Consider the following 18,500-nt stretch of genomic DNA (forward strand, 5'->3'; position numbering starts at 1 on the left):
GTGTGTAGCTTACGCGACGGCGATGCGCGCGCCGCGAGCGCGACGCGCCAAAGAAAAAGCCCGACCTTTCGGTCGGGCTCGTCTTTCTGGAGGCCTGGGTCGGAATTGAACCGGCGTACGCGGATTTGCAGTCCGCTGCATAACCACTCTGCCACCAGGCCGGTGACTCGAATCCTGTGGACCGGATTCTTTCATATTCCAGCCCCGTTCACGCACAGGGACCTGAAACAACAAGGCCCCGCGAACGGGGCCTTGTCAGAAACTGGAGCGGGAAACGAGACTCGAACTCGCGACCCCGACCTTGGCAAGGTCGTGCTCTACCAACTGAGCTATTCCCGCTGAGGAAGCGACATTTTAGGCATGGATTGAAAAGTGTCAACACCCTTTTCACTCCGTGGGAACTCCCGTCACCGGACTTCCCGAACCGCCGACCTGGCTGCCATCTCCGGTCGGATCGTCGAACGCGTCTGCGTTCGCGATGCGCATATTCTCTATGAACGCGCGTCTTCGCGCAATACCGGCCACGCTGCTCGAAGGTAAGCAAAACCCGACCACAGCGTCAGCAATGCCGCAGCAGCCAGCAGCCATTCACCGATCACGAAAATGTTCACGCCCAGCAGCGGCTCCTGATACAGCAGGCACACCAGCGCCACCATCTGCACGATCGTCTTGATCTTGCCGATCGTCGCGACTTTCACCGTGGCGCGCTGGCCGAGTTCGGCCATCCACTCGCGCAGCGCGGACACCGCGATTTCGCGGCCGATGATCACCGCCGCCCAGAGCGCCATCCACACGGTCGGATGCTTCTGCACCGTGAGCAGTAGTGCGATGGCGACCATCAGCTTGTCGGCGACGGGATCGAGGAACGCGCCGAACGCGGAAAACTGGTTGTAGCGGCGTGCGATCCAGCCATCGAGCCAGTCGGTGATCGACGCGAACGCGAAGATGAGGGCGGCCGCGAAGTTAGTCCAGTTGTAGGGCAGATAGAAGACCAGCACCAGCACCGGGATCAGCATGATCCGCAGCAGGGTCAGCATGGTGGGTACGGTCAACTTCATCCTTCGCTCCGCGCGTTGCCGGTCGGTTCTGTCGTGCCCGAGGGGGTGGGCTGCCGTTCGGTGGGCTTGTCCGGCACATCCAGCCCATGAAGGGTCGCATAGATGCGCTCGGCGAGCGCGTCGTTGATGCCGTCCACGCGCGCGATTTCCTCCACGCCCGCCGCCTTCAGGCCGCCGAGCCCGCCGAAATGCCGCAACAGGTTAGCGCGACGGCGCGGGCCGATGCCGGCGATGTCCTCCAGCCGGCTCGTGTTGCGCGCCTTCTGGCGGCGGCCGCGATGGCCGGTGATCGCGAAACGGTGCGCTTCGTCGCGAACCTGCTGCACGAGCTGGAGCGCCGGGGATTCCGCACCGGGCCGAACCGTCCGTCCGTCGGGAAGCAGCAGTTCCTCCTCGCCCGGCCGGCGCTCAGGCCCCTTTGCGACACCCACCAGGGCGACGCCCTCGACGCCGAGGTCGTCCAGCACCGCCCTCGCCTGCGCCACCTGCCCCGCGCCACCGTCGATGAGCAGGATATCGGGCGTCACGCCGCCCTCCTCCATCGCGCGACGGAAGCGGCGTTCGATCGCCTGGTGCATCGCCGCGTAGTCGTCGCCCGGCTCGATGCCGGCGATGTTGAAGCGCCGGTACTGGCCGCGCACGGGACCTTGCGCGTCGAACACGACGCACGAAGCGACCGTCGCCTCGCCCATGGTGTGGCTGATGTCGAAACACTCGATGCGCGAAGGCAGCGCGTCGAGGCCAAGCAGCTCACGCAGGCCTTCCGCACGCGCGTGTTGTGCGGCGTGGCTGGTGCGTTCGGCGGCGAGCGCGAGCTCCGCATTGCGACGCGCGAGATCGACGTAGCCCGCCCGTTCGGCGCGCACGTTGCACTTGATCTGCACGCGGCGGTCCGACGTGCTCGATAGCGCGTGTTCGATCAGGTCGCGATCGGGAATGTCGCGGTCGAGCACGATCTCGCGCGGCGGCGTCTGTTCGCCGTAGTACTGCGACACGAAGGCGGCGAGCACTTCTTCCGCGTTCTCGCTGCCGTTGGTCTTCGGGAAAAACGCGCGCGTGCCGAGATTGCGACCATCGCGGAAGGCCAGCAGCAGCACGCACGCGGTCACGCCATGCATCGCAATGGCGAGCACGTCGAGGTCCGCGGCGCGACCGTCGACGTACTGACGCGCCTGCAGGCTCCGGATCGACTGCAGCAGATCGCGCAGCCGCGCGGCCTCCTCGAAGTCGAGCCGAACGCTCGCCGCTTCCATCGATTTGGCGAGTTCCTCGCTGAGCTCGTCGCTGCGACCTTCAAGAAACAGACCCGAACGGCGCACGCTTTCGGCGTAGTCGCGCGCGGCCACCAGGCCCACGCACGGCGCGCTGCAACGACCGATCTGGTGCTGCAGGCACGGCCGCGAACGGTTGCGGAACACGCTGTCCTCGCAACTGCGCAGCTTGAACAGCTTGTGCATGAGGTTGAGCGTGTCGCGCACGGCGCCGACGCTCGCATACGGGCCGAAATAGCGACCCGGGATCGCACGCGGCCCGCGATGCATCGCGATGCGTGGCCACGCTTCCTGCGTCATCAGCACGTACGGGTAACTCTTGTCGTCGCGCAGCAGCACGTTGTAGCGCGGCTTCAGCGACTTGATCAGCTGGTTTTCCAGGATCAGCGCTTCGGCCTCGGTGCGCGTCACCGTGACTTCCATGCGCGCGGTCTGCGCCAGCATGGCCATGATGCGGGCCGACTTGGGCGTCGCGTTGAAGTAGCTCGAAACGCGGTTCTTGAGCGCCCCGGCCTTGCCGACGTAAAGCACGGCGTCGTCCGCCGCGATCATCCGGTAGACGCCGGGGGCGGTGCTCAGATGCTTGACGAAGGCCTTGCCGTCGAAGGCCGGTGCGGCCGCGATGCTCATGAATGCATGGGTCCGGCCGGCGTGTCGCAGGCGCATGCGTCGCGGGCGTGTGCGCGGCGGCTTGGGCCAACGGCGCGGAACGGGGCGATGGCGGGAATTGCGGTCATGAACATCGGCTCAGGAATGGGGCCGATTATGCGTCAGGGCAAGGCGACGGGCCGTTCGCAACGTGTCCCGTCGGGTGCAGCAGCCGGCCGTTCAGGCCAGTCGCGCGGGGTATTCGCGCCGCAGCCGGGCGATGGCCCCGTCGGCGGCGCGATCGAGCAGCTGGTAGACGTGCTCGAACTGCGCGGCCCCGCCGGTGTACGGATCGGGGATCTCGCCTTCGTCCTGGACGCCAGCCCAGTCCAGGAGCAGCGCGATGCGCGCATGCGCGTCGGCCGGGGCGCGGGCGCGGACGTCCCGCAGGTTGGCGCGATCGGCGCAGAGCAACCAGTCGAACGTCCGGTAATCGGCGTCCGAAAGCTGCCGCGCCCGGAGGCCGCTGATGTCGATGCCATGGCTGGCCGCGTTCGCGATCGCGCGGCGGTCCGGCGGCTCCCCGACATGCCAGTCGCCGGTCCCGGCCGAATCCAGCTCCACCTGGCCGGCGAGCGTCGACGTGGCGATCCGGGCGCGCAACACGCCCTCCGCGACGGGCGAGCGGCAAATGTTGCCGAGGCAGACGACGAGCAGGCGAACGGGCTCAGCCATGGCCCGCGGCGATCCAGGCTTCGGCGCGCGCGAGATCCTCGGCGGTGTCCACACCGGGCGGGAACGGCTCGGGCGTGATGCCCACGGCGATCCGGTAGCCGGCCTCCAGCACGCGCAGTTGCTCGAGCGATTCGATGCGCTCCAGCTGGCCCGCCGGCAACGTCGTGAATCGCTGCAGGAAACCGGCGCGATAGCCGTAGATGCCGATGTGGCGCAGCCACGGCCCGCCGTCGGGCATCTGGCTGCGATCGCGGGCGAACGCGTCGCGCGGCCAGGGAATCGGCGCGCGGCTGAAATACAGCGCGAGGCCGGCGTCGGAGCGTACGAGTTTCACGGCGTTCGGATCGAACAACGTCTCCACGTCCGTCACCGGTGCGGCCAGCGTCGCCATCTCCGTATCGCACGCGCCCATGAGTGCGGCGACCGAGCGGATGCCCGAGGCCGGCGCAAACGGTTCATCGCCCTGCAGGTTCACCACGACGGTGTCGTCGCTCCAGCCGGCGATGCGCGCGCATTCGGCGAGGCGATCGGTGCCGGACGCGTGGTCGGGCGAGGTCATCGCGATGCGTACGTCGGCGCTTTTCAGGGCGCTGGCGATGCGCTCGTCGTCCGTGGCGATCCAGACCTCACGCGCGCCGGCGGCAAGGGCGCGTCGGGCGACGTGCAGCACCAACGGCTCGCCGCCGAGCAGGCGCAACGGCTTGCCCGGAAGGCGGCTGGCCGCGTAACGGGCCGGAATGGCGACGACGAATTCGGGCGCGGTGGTGTTCATGGGGTTGTCGCTCCTGGCGAACGGCCGTCGCGATACTGCCGCGCCTTCGCGGCCACGCGATCCAGCAGGCTGACCCAGAACGCTTCAGGCAATTCCCCGCGGATGGGCACGGAGAAGAAGCGCTCGTCGGCGAAGGCCGCGCATTTCACCGCGTCCTTTTCGGTCATCAGCACGGGAAGTTCGCGGCTGCCGAAATCGAAGTCGCTGGCCTGGTACTGGTGATGGTCGGAAAACGCGTGCGGCACGACGGCGATGCCGAACTCGCGCAGCGTCGCGAAGAAGCGCTCGGGATCGCCGATGCCGGCGACCGCGTGCACGCGCTGCCCGGAGAACGAACCCAGCTTGCGCGGGCGCCCGCCCAGCATGGGATCGGCGGCATCGGCCGCCAGGCGCATCGCCCATTCGCCGAAACCCGTGTCGGCGCCGCCGGTGCCCACGTTCACCACGCGGAAGTCGCAGCCCTGGGCACGCTCCGGCATTTCGCGCAACGGGCCTGCGGGCAGCAGGCGGCCGTTGCCGTAACGTCGGCGGCCGTCGACCACTTCGATCTCGATGTCGCGTGCGAGCCGGTAATGCTGCAGGCCGTCGTCGCAGATGACCAGGTCGCAGCCGGCCTGCGCCAAGGCCCTCGCCGCGGCCGCACGATCCTTGTCCACGCGCACGGGCGCGCCGGTGCGCTGCGCGATGAGTACCGGTTCGTCGCCGGCCTGCGCGGCGTCGCTCTTCGTGTCGACCCAGCGCGCGGTGCCGGCGTCGTCGCGCCCGTAACCGCGGCTGGCGACGCCAGGGTTCCAGCCTTCGGCACGCAGCCGCTCGACCAGCGCGATCGTCAGCGGCGTCTTGCCCGCGCCACCGGCGGTGAGGTTGCCCACCACCACCACCGGCACGCCGGGATGGCGGCGCTTGAACCAGCCCTTTCGATACGCATTGCGACGCAGGCTGCTGATCGCGCCATAGACGCCCGACAACAGGCGCGCACCGAACGGCACCGGCAGGTCGCCGTACCAGTACGCCGGGGGATTCACCGGGCCCTTGCTCACCGTGCCTCCCTCTTCCCGCGCTGCCTCGAACGCGTCTTCACCATCGATCCTGCACCCGCCAGTCGCTTCATTCGGCCTCGCGGAACTGCATGCGATGCAGGTGCGCGTACAGCCCGCCCATCGCGAGCAGTTGCGAATGCGTGCCGCGCTCGACGATGCGGCCCTGGTCGAGCACCAGCACCTGATCGGCGTGTTCAATGGTCGACAGGCGATGCGCGATCACCAGCGTGGTGCGGTTGGGCATCAAGGTGTCGAGCGCGCCCTGCACGAGGCGTTCGGATTCGGTGTCGAGCGCCGCGGTGGCTTCGTCGAGGATCAGGATCGGCGCGTCCTTCAGCATGGCGCGCGCGATCGCCAGGCGTTGCCGCTGGCCACCCGACAACCGGCCGCCCTTCGCGCCGATGTCGGTCTGCAGGCCTTGCGGAAGGCGTTCGACGAACTCCATCGCGTTCGCGCCGCGCACCGCGCGCTCGAGCGCCGCGGGGTCGGCCGACTGCATCTCGCCGAACGCGACATTCGCCGCGACCGTGCCGTCGAACAGCATCACCTGCTGCCCGACCAGCGCCACCTGACGGCGGAGATCGGCCAGGCGGTAATCCTGCAGCGGATGGCCGTCGAGCAGGATCTGCCCGGACTCGACGTCATAGAAACGCGGGATCAACTTGATCAGCGTGGACTTGCCGCTGCCCGAGCGACCGACGATCGCCGTGACCGTGCCAGGGCGCGCCTCGAACGTGATGTCCGAAAGCGCGGGCTCGGCCTGGCCGGGGTAACGCGCGGTGACATGGCGGAATTCGAGCAGGCCCTGCGCGCGATCGAGCGGACGCGTCCCGGTGTCGATTTCGTCCGGCGTGTCGATCACGTCGAACAGGCGCTCGGCCGAGGCCACGCCACGCTGCAGCATGCCCTGCACATTGGTGAGCTGCTTCAGCGCGGGGATCACGGCGAGCATCGACACCATCAGGCTCACGAAATCGCCGGCGGTCAGGCGGCCCTGCATCGCCTCGCGTCCGGCGAAGAACAGCAGCAGCGCCAACCCGATCGCGCCCATCAGCTGCACCATCGCCGAAGAGATGCTGCGCGTGGATTCGACCTTCAGGCTCAGGCGCAGATGGTGGTTCGCCTGTCCGGTGTAACGCGACAGCTCGGTGGCCTGCGCGCCGTAGACCTTCACTTCCTGGTGGTTCGACAGCGCCTGGTCGGCCGACTGCAACAGCTGCGCCCCGCTCTCCTGGATGCGGTGGCCGATGCGGCGATAACGACGCCCCACCGTGTCCATCGTCCAGGCGAGCAGCGGCCCCAGCAACAGCACCGCCAGCGTCACGCGCCAGCTGGTGTAGATCATCACGCCGACCATCACCAGCACCTGCAACGCCTGCTGGAGCATCACCTTGGCGGCGTCGATGGCGGCCTGAGCGACTTGGTCGCTGTCCGAGCCCAGGCGCGTGAGCATCGACGACACGGGCTCGGTATCGAACCGCAGGCCCGGCAGTCGCAGGTATTTGCCGAGCACCTGCACGCGCAGGTCGCGCGCGATGCTTCGACCGGCGCGCGCCATGAAGGTGTCGGTGAGGTAACCGGCGATGCCGCGCGCGACGAAGATGCCGACGATCGCCAACGGCAGCATGAGGCCGACGTTCGGGTTGCGGCTGACGAAGGTCAGGTCGACCATCGGCTTCATCAGCTTCGCGAACGCACCGGCCGCGGCGGCCTCGATCAACATGCCCACCAGCGCCACGACCAGCACCAGGCGATACGGTCTGACGAAATGCAGCAGGCGCCGGTAGATCGTCCAGGGCGACACCTCGTCCCTCACCGCGATGCCTCCGCGGCGGCTTCACGGGTCTGCGGCGCGGTGGCGTTCATCACCTTGCGGAAACCCAGCTGGCCGAGCGCGTCGTACACGGTGACGACGGCCTGGTACGGCGTGCGGGCGTCGGCGCGCAGCATCACCGGGCGGTCGCGATCGTTGCCGGCGACCTCCGCGATCGTGCTCTTGAGCGATTCGACATCGCTGCGCAGCACTTCGCGATCGTCGACGAAATAGCGGCCGTCGGCATTCACCAGCACGATCAGCGCCTTCGCCGGATCCGTGGCCGCCTCGCCGGTCGCGCGCGGCAGCTCGAGCTTCAGCACCGAGCGGGCGTCGAACGTGGCGGTGACGACGAAGAAGATGATCAACACCAGGATCACGTCGATGAGCGGCACCAGATCGATGTGCGGCTCGTCGTCTGCGCGGTGGTCGCGGATACGCATCGTGTGGCGTGCCTCAGGCGGCCTGCGGCGCGCGGACGGCGGTGGCCGGGCGCGTATCGAGCGTGTCCATCAGCGCGATGGCCTCGTGCTCCATCGCGACGATGTATTCGGAGATGCGGCCGCGGAACCAGCGGTGTGCGGCCAGCGCCGGGATCGCGACGATCATGCCGGTAGCCGTGCACACCAGCGCCTTGCCGATGCCGCCGGCAAGCTGGTTCACATCGCCGATGCCGTGGTCGAGGATGCCCAGGAACATCTGGATCATGCCAACGACGGTGCCGAACAGCCCGAGCAGCGGGCCCGCTGCGGCGATGGTGCCGAGCGTGTTCAGGTAGCGCTCCATCTTGTGGACGAGATGGCGACCGACGTCTTCGATGCGCTCGCGGATCTGGTCGCGGGGGCGCAGGCGGACGTCGAGCGCAGCGGCGAGCAGCTCGCCCAGCGGCGAGGTGCGGCGCAGGGATTCGATGTGGGCCGGGTCCAGCTTGCCGCTGCCCGCCCAGGTGCGGACTTCCTTGCCCAGGTTCGGCGGCAGGACGGCGCTGCGCCGCAGCGTCCAGGCGCGCTCGACGATCAGCGTCAGGGCCAACACCGACAGCAACAACAGCGGAATCATCGGCCAACCGCCGGCCTTGACCAGTTCCAGCACGCGAACTACCCCTCCGGCCCTCGGCCGTCTCGATCTTCCCGATAGGATAGCCCAGCCGAACGCGAGTCCCCGCGCCGCGCCGCGTCCCACAAGCGCGGATGTGCCTGGCGTCGCGCTTCCACGTGTATCCCGCGACGTTCGAGCCGCACGCGCAGGGCGCCTTCGTCGGCCGTGTCATGCACCTGCGCCCCGGCGTGGCGCCAGCGCTCGACCACGAACGGCCGCGGATGGCCGAACCGGTTGCCGTGCCCCGACGACACCAGCGCCTGCGTGGCGCCGCTCGCCGCGACGAAAGCCGGATCGGACGAACCGCCGCTGCCATGGTGCGCGACGAGCACGACGTCGGCGCGGACGCCGCCGGGATGTTCGCGTGCGAGGCGGCGCTCGATCACCTCGCCGATGTCGCCGGCAATCAGCGCGGCACGTCCGGCGGCCTCGATCCGCAGCACGCAGCTGGACTCGTTGCCCAGATAAGGGAAATCGAGCGGCGGATGCAAAAACCGGAACCGGACGCCGTCCCAGGTCCACGCCTCGCCCGCCAGGCAGGGCCGACTTCCGGGCAGGCGCACGCCCTCGGGCGCGAACAGCGCCGGCACCGGATAGAAGGCTGCGACCGCAGGCCACCCGCCCGCGTGATCGTTGTCGCCGTGGCTGACGACGGCCGCGTCGAGGCGCGGGACGCCCAAGGCATGCAGTACGGGAATCACGGCGCGCTCGCCCGCATCGAAGCCATCCTGCACGGCCGGGCCCATGTCGACCAGCAGCGCGTGACGCGCGGTGCGCACGAGCACCGACTGCCCCTGCCCCACGTCAATGACCATCAGCTCGGCTTCGCCCGGGGTCGGGATGCGACGGTCCGGCCACAACAGCGGCAGCCAGAGCAACGCGGCGAGCGTCTTTGCCGGCACGCCGCGGGGCAACAGCAACCAGAACGCACCGATCAGCGCGAGCGGCAGCGCGAACCAGCGCGGCTCCGGCAGCCACCACAACGACAGGGCGCTCGTCGCGAGCCACTCGAACAGTGGCCAGCTCACATCGAAGCACCATGCGGCCAGTCCCCACGCCCACTCACCGGCTCCGACATGCAGCGATTCCAGCCCCAGGCCAACCAGAGCCAGCGGCACCACGGCGAGGCTCCACCACGGAACGGCGACGAGGTTCGCCAACGGACCGGCGAGCGACGCCTGCCCGAACAGGATCGCCGCCACCGGCAGCAGGCCGAGCGACGCGACGCCCTGCGCGGAAAGGAAGTCGCGCACGGCGTTACCGCCGCTATCCGGCATGCACCACAGCAGCCACGCAACGCCTGCGAAGCTGAGCCAGAAACCCGCCGACAGCGCGGACAGGGGATCCACCAGCAGCATCGCGAAGGCCGCCAACGCAAGGCATTGCGCCGCGGACAGGCGCCTCCGGAGCCCGCGCAGGCCGGCGACGATGGCGATCATCAGCGCGGTGCGGACGGTCGGCAGCGCGAATCCCGCGACCGCCGTGTACAGCCCGGCGCCGACGACGCTGCCCGCGGCGGCCGCGATCGGCGCCGGCACGCGGCGCGCCAACGTGGGCCACAGCCACCAGCCAGCGCGCACCAGCAGCGCGAAAAAGCCGGCGACGAGACCGACGTGGAAGCCCGAGATCGCGATGAGGTGCGTGACCCCGTTCGCGCGCAGCACGGTCCAGTCGGCGTCATCGAGGCCGCGCACGTCACCGAGCGCCAACGCGCGGATGAAGCGCGAGGATGGCCGATGCACGCTGGTCGCGATCCGGTCGGACATGCCATCGCGCCAAGCGTCTATGCCATGCGCCGGCGCAAGCAGGTAGGCGGTTTCCGGCGAGCGCACGTAGCCCATCGCGGCGATGCGTTGTGCCATCGCGAACTTTTCCGCGTCCGCGCCGCCGGGATTCCGCAATCCACGCGGAGCGCGCAGCCGCACGTCGAAACGCCACCGCTGTCCCGGCTTCAACGTGCTTCGCCGCGCGGCATCGTCTTCGTACCACGCCAGACGTAGATCGCGCCCACGCAGGCGCGGATCGGACGCCTCGTCATCCACGCGGAACAGGAACCGCGACCGGCGCGGCTCGTGTTCGGGGAGATCAAGAATGCGTCCCGTAACGACGGCGTCGTGGCGCGCCGGCTCGGAAGGCAGTTGGAGCGTCAGCGCATGCCCCGCATGCAGGCCGGCGAGCGCCAGTCCTGCGAGCCACCATCCCGCCAGTAGCATGCGCGGTTGCAGCGAGTGCGTGATTGCGCGCCACAAGCAGACGGCAGCGACGATCAGCAGAACCAGCGACGCCCACCACGGCAGAAGCCACGGCGACCAGAGGCAGGCGCAGAGGCCCGCAAGAAGACTCAGTGCGGCGGCGATTCCGAAAGGCGGCGTCCCTGCCGCTGTCGCCACGGACTACACCTCGTCCGGAGCGAGTTGGCGCAGCTTGCCTTCGTGCAGTTCGAGCACGCGATCGAGTCGACGCGCGAGGCGGCGGTCGTGGGTCACCAGCACCAGCGCCGTGTGCTGTTCGCGATTGAGCGCGAGCATCAGTTCGAACACGGTTTCGGCGGTTTTCTCATCGAGATTGCCGGTGGGCTCGTCACCGAGCACGCACGCGGGCCGATTGACCAGCGCACGCGCAACGGCCGCACGCTGGCGTTCGCCGCCCGAAAGCTCGCCGGGCTTGTGGTCGAGGCGATGCCCCAGTCCTACCGATTCGAGCAGCGCCTTCGCGCGCTTGTTCGCATCGGGAACCTGCGCGCCGGAGAGCAGCACCGGCAACATGACGTTCTCCAGCGCGGTGAATTCCGGCAGCAGGTGATGGAACTGGTAGACGAAGCCGAGCGACTGGTTGCGCAGCGCACCGCGAGCGGCGTCGGAGAGCGAACTCATCTTCTGCCCCGCGACGAACACCTCGCCCGAGGTCGGTGTGTCCAGGCCGCCGAGCAGATGCAGCAGCGTGCTCTTGCCGGCACCCGACGCGCCGAGGATGGCGACGGTTTCCCCCGACTGCACCGCAAGATCGAGCCCCTCGAAAACGGGCGTCCGCAGCTTGCCTTCGGCGTAGGTCATCGCAAGGCCTTCGGCGCGGATGGCCTCGCCCTGGTGCTTGATCGACTGCATGGTGTCACTCATAGCGCAGCGCCTCCGCCGGGGCCGTACGCGCGGCGCGCCAGGCGGGGTAGATGGTGGCGAAGAACGCCATGACGAGGGCGACGATGGCGATGATCGTCACGTCGCTGGCCTGCAGGTCCGTCGGCAGACCCGTGATGTAATAGACATCTTCCGGCAGCAATTGCACGCCGACCACGGCCTCGATGGCCTTGAGGATGTGTTCGAGGTTGAGCGTGAGCACGATGCCGCCGATCACGCCGATGACCGTACCGATAACCCCGATCAACGTGCCCTGGACCACGAACACCTGCATGACGCCGCGCGGCGTGAGGCCTAGCGTGCGCAGAATCGCGATGTCGGCCTGCTTGTCGGTCACCAGCATTACCTGCGAGCTGACCAGGTTGAACGCGCCCATGGCGATGATCAGCGACAGCAGGATCGCCATGATCGTCTTTTCCATCTTCAGCGCGCGGAACATGTTGGCGTTCTCGCTGGTCCAGTCGCTGACGCGGAACGGGCCGCCCAGGGACACCGCGAGATCGCGCGCCACGTCCCACGCCTGGTCCATGTCGTGCAGGCGCAGACGCACGCCGGTCACGCCGTCGCCCATGCGCAGCAGGCGCTGCATGTCGTGCATGTTGGTGACGGCCAGGCCCTTGTCGAAGTCGTTGTAGCCGGCCTCGAAGATGCCGCTCACCGTGAAGCGCTTGAGTTGCGGCACGGCCCCCAGGGGCGTGCTGCGGAAGTCGGTCGTGGTCATCACCACGCTGTCGCCGACGCCGACGCCGAGCCACAGCGCCAGTTCCTTGCCGAGCACGATGTTGAAGCTGCCGGGCGCGAGCGAATCGAGTTTGCCCTGCACCATCTTCTCGGCCAGCACCGAAACCTTGCCTTCCTGGTCCGGCAGCACGCCGCGGACCAGCGCCGGCTGGTTGCGCGCGCCCGAAAGCAGCGCTTCCTTCTCGATGTAGGGCGCCGCACCGGCCACGCGTTTGTCGGCGATGGCCTGGTGGACCGCGGTCTGCCAGTCGGTGAGCGGTTCGCCGTAGGCGCTGACGGTCGCGTGTGCGGCCATCTGCAACATGCGGTCGCGGATTTCGCGCTGGAAGCCGCTCATCACCGCCAGGGTGGTGATCAGCGCCGTGACGCCCAGCGCGATACCCGCGATGGAGGCCAGCGAAATGAAGGAGATGAAGCCGTTTCGGCGTTTGGCGCGCAGGTAGCGCAGGCCGATGGCGACGGGGATGGGTTTGAACATAGCGGGCTAGGATGCCATTGGTGGCCGTGAATGCGCAGCCTGTATGACCGGAATGGCCAGCCGCAGTTCACGGCGATCCCGCGCGGGCAATGCGTCGGGCCACCAGGCCAGGCGGCCCAAGCGCCCGTCGGCATCGCGAAACCGCGCGAACGCCCAAGGGCCGCGCCAGTGCACCCGCATGTCGTCGACGGGCGCGCCATCGAGCGCGGCGCGACCGTCGGAGGCGACCACCACGTCGCGGCCGGGACGTCGCATCTCACGGCGCGCGAGCCGCAGCCCCTCCCCCGCCGCGAGCAACGAAACGGGAACCGAGACGATCAACGGCATCTCGCTGGCCAGCACGCTCAGCGCCGCAAGAAGCCCCAGCAGCAACAACGCGAACGCGAGCCAGCGCGATGGCCGCCACTCAAGGCGGCAGGGTGCGGATGGTGTCGACGAGCTGGGCGAGTTCGGCATCGGCGGGCGTGTCGTGTCCCATGAACCAGTGCCAGAGCTTATCGTCCTCGACTTCGAGCAGGCGTAGGAAAACCACCCGTTCCGCCTCCGGAGCTTGCCGCCATGCACGGTCAAGATACCGCTCGAAAAGACGGTCGAGTTCCCGCATGCCGCGTCGGCTGCGCCAGCGCAGGCGGCTGAGCTCGCGCTCCAGATCCTCGCTCATGCGCGCCACCAGCCGAAGGCGATCGCGCCCCAGAGCAGCCACAGCACCATGCCGCCGGCCACGTACGCGTAGAAGCGGTGCATGACCTTGTTGTAGGTGCAGTGGATCGCGCTATGCACGACTCGCAACAGCACGAAGGCCCAGGCGAGCCCGAGCGTCGCGGCGTTCACCTGCTGGGTCAGCGCGGCGACCACGAGCGCCACGTAGAACAGCACCGGCAGCTCGAACAGATTGCGGAAGTTGTCCGCCGGCCCGCTGTCGGTCAGGCGCGCGGCGGACTGCGCCGAGGTTGCCACCGCCTGCGGGTGGATGCGTTCGCGCTTCATCTGGCCGATGCGCACGAAATACATGCGCCACCACACCGCGAAGGTCAGCGCGACCATCGCCACGGCGGGCATGAAGATCAATCGGGTGTCCAGGTCATTCATGCATCGCTCCGGAGGAAAAAAGGCGCACTTGCGTGCGCCTTCTTCCGTATCGACTTTACCGCCAGGCAATCAGGCGCGGCGCGCCAGCATCAGCTTCTTGATCTCGCCGATGGCCTGCGCAGGGTTCAGACCCTTCGGGCAGGTACGTGCGCAGTTCATGATGGTGTGGCAGCGGTACAACTTGAACGGGTCTTCCAGATCGTCCAGGCGCTCGCCGGTGTCTTCGTCGCGCGAGTCGACGATCCAGCGGTAGGCCTGCAGCAGGATCGCCGGACCGAGGTAACGGTCGCCGTTCCACCAGTAGCTCGGGCAGCTGGTCGAGCAGCACGCGCACAGGATGCACTCGTACAGGCCGTCGAGCTTCTTGCGATCTTCCGGCGACTGCAGGCGCTCGCGGTCGGACGGCGACGGGCTCTGCGTGCGCAGCCACGGACGGATCGACGCGTACTGCGCGTAGAAGTGCGTCAGGTCCGGCACCAGGTCCTTCACCACCGGCATGTGCGGCAGCGGGTAGATCGGCACGTCGCCGGCGCTGCAGTCCTCGATGGCCTTGGTGCAGGCCAGCGTGTTCGTGCCGTCGATGTTCATCGCGCACGAACCACAGATGCCTTCGCGGCACGAGCGACGGAACGTCAGCGTCGGGTCGATCTCGTTCTTGATCTTGATCAGCGCGTCCAGAACCATCGGACCGCACGTCGCCATGTCCACCTCGTAGGTGTCCACGCGCGGGTTCATGCCGTCGTCGGGGTTCCAGCGGTAGACCTTGAAGGTGCGCGACTGCTTGGCGCCCTGCGCCGGCCAGTGGCGGCCCTTCTGGATCTGCGAGTTCTTCGGGAGGGTAAATTCGGCCACGGTTGCTCGCTCCGGTCAGTACACGCGCTTCTTCGGCGGCACCACGGACACGTCGTCGCTCAACGTGTACATGTGCACCGGGCGGTAGTCGATCTGGGTCTGGCCGCGCTCGTCGACCGAGCACAGCGTGTGCTTCTGCCAGTTCGCGTCGTCGCGGTCCGGGAAGTCCTCGCGGGCGTGCGCACCACGCGACTCGGTGCGGTTCTCGGCCGACACGATCGTCACCAGCGCCTGGTCCAGCAGGTTCGACAGCTCGTAGGTCTCGATCAGATCCGAATTCCAGATCAGCGAACGGTCGCTCACCTTCACGTCGGCGTACGAGGCGTGGATCTCGCGCATCTTGCTCACGCCGTCGCGCAGGGTCTCGCCGGTGCGGAACACCGCGGCGTCGGCCTGCATCGTGCGCTGCATCTTGTCGCGGATGACCGCCGTCGGCGTGCCGCCGTTGGCGTTGCGCAGCTTGTCCAGGCGCGCCAGCGCCTGGTCGCACGCGTCGGAGGCGAGCGTCGCCTGCTTGCCGTCGCGCTTGACGGTTTCCGCCGCGCGGTTGGCGACGGCGCGGCCGAACACCACCAGGTCGAGCAGCGAGTTGGAGCCCAGGCGGTTGGCGCCATGCACCGACACGCACGCAGCTTCCCCGATGGCGTACAGGCCCGGCACGACTTCGTCCGGATTGCCGTTCTTCAGCTGCACCACTTCGCCGTGGTAGTTGGTCGGGATGCCGCCCATGTTGTAGTGCACGGTCGGAATCACCGGGATCGGCTGCTTCTCGACGTCCACGTTGGCGAAGATGCGTGCCGATTCAGCGATGCCCGGCAGCTTCTCGTGGATGACTTCCGGACCCAGGTGGGTCAGGTCGAGCAGGATGTGGTCCTTGTGGTCGCCGACGCCGCGGCCTTCGCGGATTTCCATCGTCATCGCGCGGCTGACCATGTCGCGCGGGGCGAGATCCTTCACGCTCGGCGCGTAGCGCTCCATGAAGCGCTCGCCGTTGCTGTTGCGCAGGATGCCGCCTTCGCCGCGCACGCCTTCGGTGATCAGGCAGCCCGCGCCGTAGATGCCGGTCGGGTGGAACTGCACGAATTCCATGTCCTGCATCGCAAGACCAGCGCGCAGCACCATGCCGCCGCCGTCGCCGGTGCAGGTATGGGCGGAGGTCGCCGAGAAGTAGGCGCGGCCGTAACCGCCCGTCGCCAGCACAGTGCCCTGCGCCTTGAACAGGTGCAGCGTGCCTTCGGCCATGTCGACCGCGAGCACGCCACGGCAGGCGCCGTTGGCGTCCATGATCAGGTCGAGCGCGAAGTATTCGATGAAGAACTGCGCGTCGTGCGCGAGCGACTGCTGGTAGAGCGTGTGCAGGATCGCGTGGCCGGTGCGGTCGGCCGCGGCGCAGGTGCGCTGCGCCGGCGGACCTTCGCCGTAACGCGTGGTCATGCCGCCGAACGGGCGCTGGTAGATGCGGCCGTCGTCGGTACGCGAGAACGGAACGCCGTAGTGCTCCAGTTCGATGATGGCCGGGATGGCCTCGCGGCACATGTATTCGATGGCGTCCTGGTCGCCCAGCCAGTCCGAACCCTTCACGGTGTCGAAGAAGTGGTAACGCCAGTCGTCCTCGCCCATGTTCGCCAGCGCGGCGGCCACGCCGCCCTGCGCCGCGACGGTGTGCGAGCGCGTCGGGAAGACCTTGGTGATGCAGGCCGTCTTCAGGCCCTTCTGGGCCAGGCCGAAGGTGGCGCGCAGGCCGGCGCCGCCGGCACCGACCACCACCATGTCGAAGGTGTGTTCGTGGATCTTGTAAGCGGGCACGGCGTCAGGCTCCCAGCGCGATGCGGACGATGGCGAGCACGCTGGCGATGCCTGCGAGTGCGCACACGAAGATGTTCAGAAGGTGCAGCGCGGTCGCCGAGAACGGCGTGTGCACGTAGTCCTCGATGATCACCTGCACGCCGAGCTTGGCGTGCCAGAACGTGGCGATGCTGAAGGCGGTCAGCAGGATCGCGTGGCACGGATGCGCGACGGTGGCGCGCACGGTCGCGTAGTCGTCGCCGATCATCGAGATGATCAGGCCGACGGCGTAGATCGCCAGGAAGACCAGCGCGATCGCGGTGACGCGCTGGACGATGAAGTGGCCCGTGCCATCCTTCGCCGAGCCCAGGCCGCGGGCGTTCTTCAGCGGATTGCGCAGGTGCGGCTTGTGCGGCTTGATCATGCTGCACCCCGCTGCATCATCGCGATCACCCAGATCAGGACCGTCAGCACGAGGCTGCCGAAGATGGAGAACCAGCTGTTGCGCACGAAGGATTCGATCCGGTACGCGTAGCCGGCGTCCTGCACGAGATGGCGGATGCCGTTGAGCAGGTGGTACGCCAGCGCCCAGCTCCAGCCGAACAGGATCAGGAAGCCGATCGCCGAACGGGTGAAGCCGGTGAAGGTCGACCAGGCGTCCGGGCCCGCGGCCAGCGCGAGCAGGCCCCAGGTGACGATGAGGCTGCCCACGACGAGGACGATGCCGGTCGCGCGGTGGAGGATCGACGTCACCATCTGGACCTGCCAGCGATAAACCTGGAGGTGCGGTGACAGGGGGCGTTCGCGGACGCGTGGTTCGTTCGCCATGAGCGTGGCGGTCTCTCGGCTGGGCGGCGGGGCCGCGTGGCGGGAAGGCGTGTGCAGCGGTGTCAGTGATGAAGGCCGGGCGGTCGCGTCAGAAGTCGATGCAGCGGCCGTTCTTTTCCCAGTCGCCGTAGCGGGTCGGTTCCGGCCCTTCGCGCCCGCCGTGTTCCTTTGCCTGCGTGTCGTCCTTGGACGGCTCCGGTTCCGGAGGCGGCGGCAGTGTGCCGGGAGGGGTTTGGCCTATCATCACAGCGCCAAATGTTAAGTCCCGCCCCCCATGCATGACAACCCGCAGCCCATGGCGGACACGGTTTTCGCCCTGCCCGGCCACCGCCTGATCACGCTCGAAGGTCGCGATGCGGCCGCCTTCGCGCAGGCGCAGTTCATGAACGACGTGGCGCTGCTGGAGCCCGGCCAGTGGCAGTGGAGCGGCTGGCTGACGCCCAAAGGTCGCGTGATCGCGCTGTTCGCTTTGCTCAAGCGGTCCGATGAGGCCGTCTGGCTGGTGCTGCCCGACGCGGATGCCGCGGCGCTCGCAGGCGCGCTGCAGCGGTTCGTCTTCCGCAGCAAGGTACGGATCCAGCTGCGCGAAGACGTTTGCGCCAATGGGCGGTTCGGCGCGCCGGTGGCGGCCTCCGGCGCGACCTTCACCGGCGACGAGGACGCGGGCTTCGAGCTCGACGTCGGCTCGATCGATGCGCCCCGTACCTTGACGCTCTCGCGCACGACGGTGCCGCCCGACGAGGCCGCCGCCGCCGCGTGGCATGCGTACGACCTCGAACATGGCCTGCCGCGACTGCCGCCGTCCCAGGTCGAGCATTGGACGCCGCAGCAGCTGTCGCTCGATCGCCTGCGTGCCTTCAGCGTGAAGAAGGGCTGCTATCCGGGCCAGGAAATCGTCGCGCGCACGCATTTCCTCGGGCAGGCGAAACGCGGGCTGGTGTTGCTTGAAGCCGACGCGGCGTTGGAAGCGGGCCAGGACGTGACGGCCGGTTCCGTTGCGATGGGCAAGCTGGTTGCGACCGGTTTCGATGGGGCGCGCCATCGGGCGTTGGCCGTGATGCCGCTGGAGCGCGACGCGGTAGTGCTTGAAGTCAACGGCGCACCAGTCACCGAACGCGCGTTACGCGACGGTCTGGCGCGCTAGCCGAGCACTGTAGCCCGGGTAAGCCAAGCGCACCCGGGTCGTGCAGTGATCGGCACGGCTCCCCGGGCGCGGCC

19 protein-coding genes, 2 tRNA genes and 1 pseudogene are annotated in these 18,500 nt (G+C 68.3%); 1 reads left to right on the top strand and 21 read right to left on the bottom strand.

The features are described from left to right. Window positions 1–87: 87 nt before the first annotated feature. From LA521A_RS10990 to LA521A_RS11090, 21 genes and pseudogenes are all read right to left on the bottom strand, one after another. Window positions 88–161 (bottom strand) — tRNA-Cys (locus tag LA521A_RS10990). Window positions 162–263: 102 nt separating this feature from the next. Beyond that, window positions 264–339, bottom strand: a tRNA-Gly gene (locus tag LA521A_RS10995). Between the two features lie 152 nt (window positions 340–491). Continuing rightward, on the bottom strand, window positions 492–1,058 hold the full coding sequence (gene pgsA / locus LA521A_RS11000; protein WP_281778946.1) for a CDP-diacylglycerol--glycerol-3-phosphate 3-phosphatidyltransferase: 567 nt from the start codon (window positions 1,056–1,058) through the stop codon (window positions 492–494). Then, window positions 1,055–2,959, bottom strand: coding sequence for an excinuclease ABC subunit UvrC (gene uvrC, locus LA521A_RS11005; RefSeq protein WP_281778947.1), 1,905 nt, complete (start codon window positions 2,957–2,959; stop codon window positions 1,055–1,057). Before uvrC ends, pgsA begins: the two co-directional genes overlap by 4 nt. Before the next feature lie 198 nt (window positions 2,960–3,157). After that, a complete protein-coding gene (locus LA521A_RS11010; RefSeq protein WP_281778948.1) occupies window positions 3,158–3,652 on the bottom strand; it encodes a low molecular weight protein-tyrosine-phosphatase in 495 nt (164 codons plus the stop codon). Next, the gene (kdsB, locus tag LA521A_RS11015) at window positions 3,645–4,424 is read right to left on the bottom strand and encodes a 3-deoxy-manno-octulosonate cytidylyltransferase (RefSeq protein WP_281778949.1); all 780 of its coding nucleotides are present in this window, start codon (window positions 4,422–4,424) and stop codon (window positions 3,645–3,647) included. Before kdsB ends, LA521A_RS11010 begins: the two co-directional genes overlap by 8 nt. Beyond that, a complete protein-coding gene (gene lpxK / locus LA521A_RS11020; RefSeq protein ID WP_281778950.1) occupies window positions 4,421–5,464 on the bottom strand; it encodes a tetraacyldisaccharide 4'-kinase in 1,044 nt (347 codons plus the stop codon). The genes kdsB and lpxK overlap by 4 nt, the downstream gene beginning before the upstream one ends. A 67-nt stretch (window positions 5,465–5,531) precedes the next feature. After that, the gene (msbA, locus tag LA521A_RS11025; RefSeq protein ID WP_281778951.1) at window positions 5,532–7,280 is read right to left on the bottom strand and encodes a lipid A export permease/ATP-binding protein MsbA; all 1,749 of its coding nucleotides are present in this window, start codon (window positions 7,278–7,280) and stop codon (window positions 5,532–5,534) included. Then, entirely contained in the window at window positions 7,277–7,720 is a 444-nt protein-coding gene (locus tag LA521A_RS11030; RefSeq protein ID WP_281778952.1) for an ExbD/TolR family protein, read from the bottom strand. Before LA521A_RS11030 ends, msbA begins: the two co-directional genes overlap by 4 nt. 13 nt (window positions 7,721–7,733) lie before the next feature. Beyond that, the gene (locus tag LA521A_RS11035) at window positions 7,734–8,369 is read right to left on the bottom strand and encodes a MotA/TolQ/ExbB proton channel family protein (protein ID WP_281778953.1); all 636 of its coding nucleotides are present in this window, start codon (window positions 8,367–8,369) and stop codon (window positions 7,734–7,736) included. Beyond that, window positions 8,263–10,765: pseudogene (locus LA521A_RS11040) on the bottom strand (DNA internalization-related competence protein ComEC/Rec2); the annotation flags it as partial. The gene LA521A_RS11035 and the pseudogene LA521A_RS11040, both read right to left, overlap by 107 nt. Window positions 10,766–10,768: 3 nt before the next feature. Next, window positions 10,769–11,491 (bottom strand): lipoprotein-releasing ABC transporter ATP-binding protein LolD, encoded by a 723-nt coding sequence (gene lolD / locus LA521A_RS11045; RefSeq protein WP_281778955.1) that lies wholly within the window; start codon window positions 11,489–11,491, stop codon window positions 10,769–10,771. After that, window positions 11,484–12,728, bottom strand: coding sequence for a lipoprotein-releasing ABC transporter permease subunit (locus LA521A_RS11050; RefSeq protein ID WP_281778956.1), 1,245 nt, complete (start codon window positions 12,726–12,728; stop codon window positions 11,484–11,486). Before LA521A_RS11050 ends, lolD begins: the two co-directional genes overlap by 8 nt. A gap of 6 nt (window positions 12,729–12,734) precedes the next feature. Beyond that, the gene (locus LA521A_RS11055) at window positions 12,735–13,184 is read right to left on the bottom strand and encodes a protein YgfX (RefSeq protein WP_281778957.1); all 450 of its coding nucleotides are present in this window, start codon (window positions 13,182–13,184) and stop codon (window positions 12,735–12,737) included. Beyond that, complete coding sequence (locus LA521A_RS11060; RefSeq protein WP_281778958.1) at window positions 13,135–13,389, bottom strand: FAD assembly factor SdhE; 255 nt, start codon at window positions 13,387–13,389, stop codon at window positions 13,135–13,137. Before LA521A_RS11060 ends, LA521A_RS11055 begins: the two co-directional genes overlap by 50 nt. Next, window positions 13,386–13,817 (bottom strand): MAPEG family protein, encoded by a 432-nt coding sequence (locus LA521A_RS11065; RefSeq protein ID WP_281778959.1) that lies wholly within the window; start codon window positions 13,815–13,817, stop codon window positions 13,386–13,388. The genes LA521A_RS11060 and LA521A_RS11065 overlap by 4 nt, the downstream gene beginning before the upstream one ends. Before the next feature lie 69 nt (window positions 13,818–13,886). Next, window positions 13,887–14,669, bottom strand: a complete 783-nt coding sequence (locus tag LA521A_RS11070; protein ID WP_281778960.1) for a succinate dehydrogenase iron-sulfur subunit — start codon at window positions 14,667–14,669, stop codon at window positions 13,887–13,889. 15 nt (window positions 14,670–14,684) lie between these two features. Next, on the bottom strand, window positions 14,685–16,475 hold the full coding sequence (gene sdhA / locus LA521A_RS11075) for a succinate dehydrogenase flavoprotein subunit (protein WP_281778961.1): 1,791 nt from the start codon (window positions 16,473–16,475) through the stop codon (window positions 14,685–14,687). Between the two features lie 4 nt (window positions 16,476–16,479). Further along, window positions 16,480–16,878, bottom strand: coding sequence for a succinate dehydrogenase, hydrophobic membrane anchor protein (sdhD, locus tag LA521A_RS11080; RefSeq protein ID WP_281778962.1), 399 nt, complete (start codon window positions 16,876–16,878; stop codon window positions 16,480–16,482). Then, entirely contained in the window at window positions 16,875–17,282 is a 408-nt protein-coding gene (gene sdhC, locus LA521A_RS11085; RefSeq protein WP_281778963.1) for a succinate dehydrogenase, cytochrome b556 subunit, read from the bottom strand. The genes sdhD and sdhC overlap by 4 nt, the downstream gene beginning before the upstream one ends. 88 nt (window positions 17,283–17,370) lie before the next feature. Next, window positions 17,371–17,526 carry a DUF1674 domain-containing protein gene (locus LA521A_RS11090; RefSeq protein WP_206860848.1) on the bottom strand — a complete coding sequence of 52 codons (156 nt, stop codon included), beginning with the start codon at window positions 17,524–17,526 and terminating at the stop codon, window positions 17,371–17,373. Between the two features lie 30 nt (window positions 17,527–17,556). On the opposite strand from LA521A_RS11090, the gene ygfZ reads away from it, so the two are divergent. Then, window positions 17,557–18,426, top strand: coding sequence for a CAF17-like 4Fe-4S cluster assembly/insertion protein YgfZ (gene ygfZ / locus LA521A_RS11095; RefSeq protein ID WP_425494508.1), 870 nt, complete (start codon window positions 17,557–17,559; stop codon window positions 18,424–18,426). Window positions 18,427–18,500 lie beyond the last annotated feature (74 nt).

It is taken from the genome of Lysobacter auxotrophicus (assembly GCF_027924565.1).
Classification (GTDB): Bacteria; Pseudomonadota; Gammaproteobacteria; order Xanthomonadales; family Xanthomonadaceae; genus Lysobacter_J; species Lysobacter_J auxotrophicus.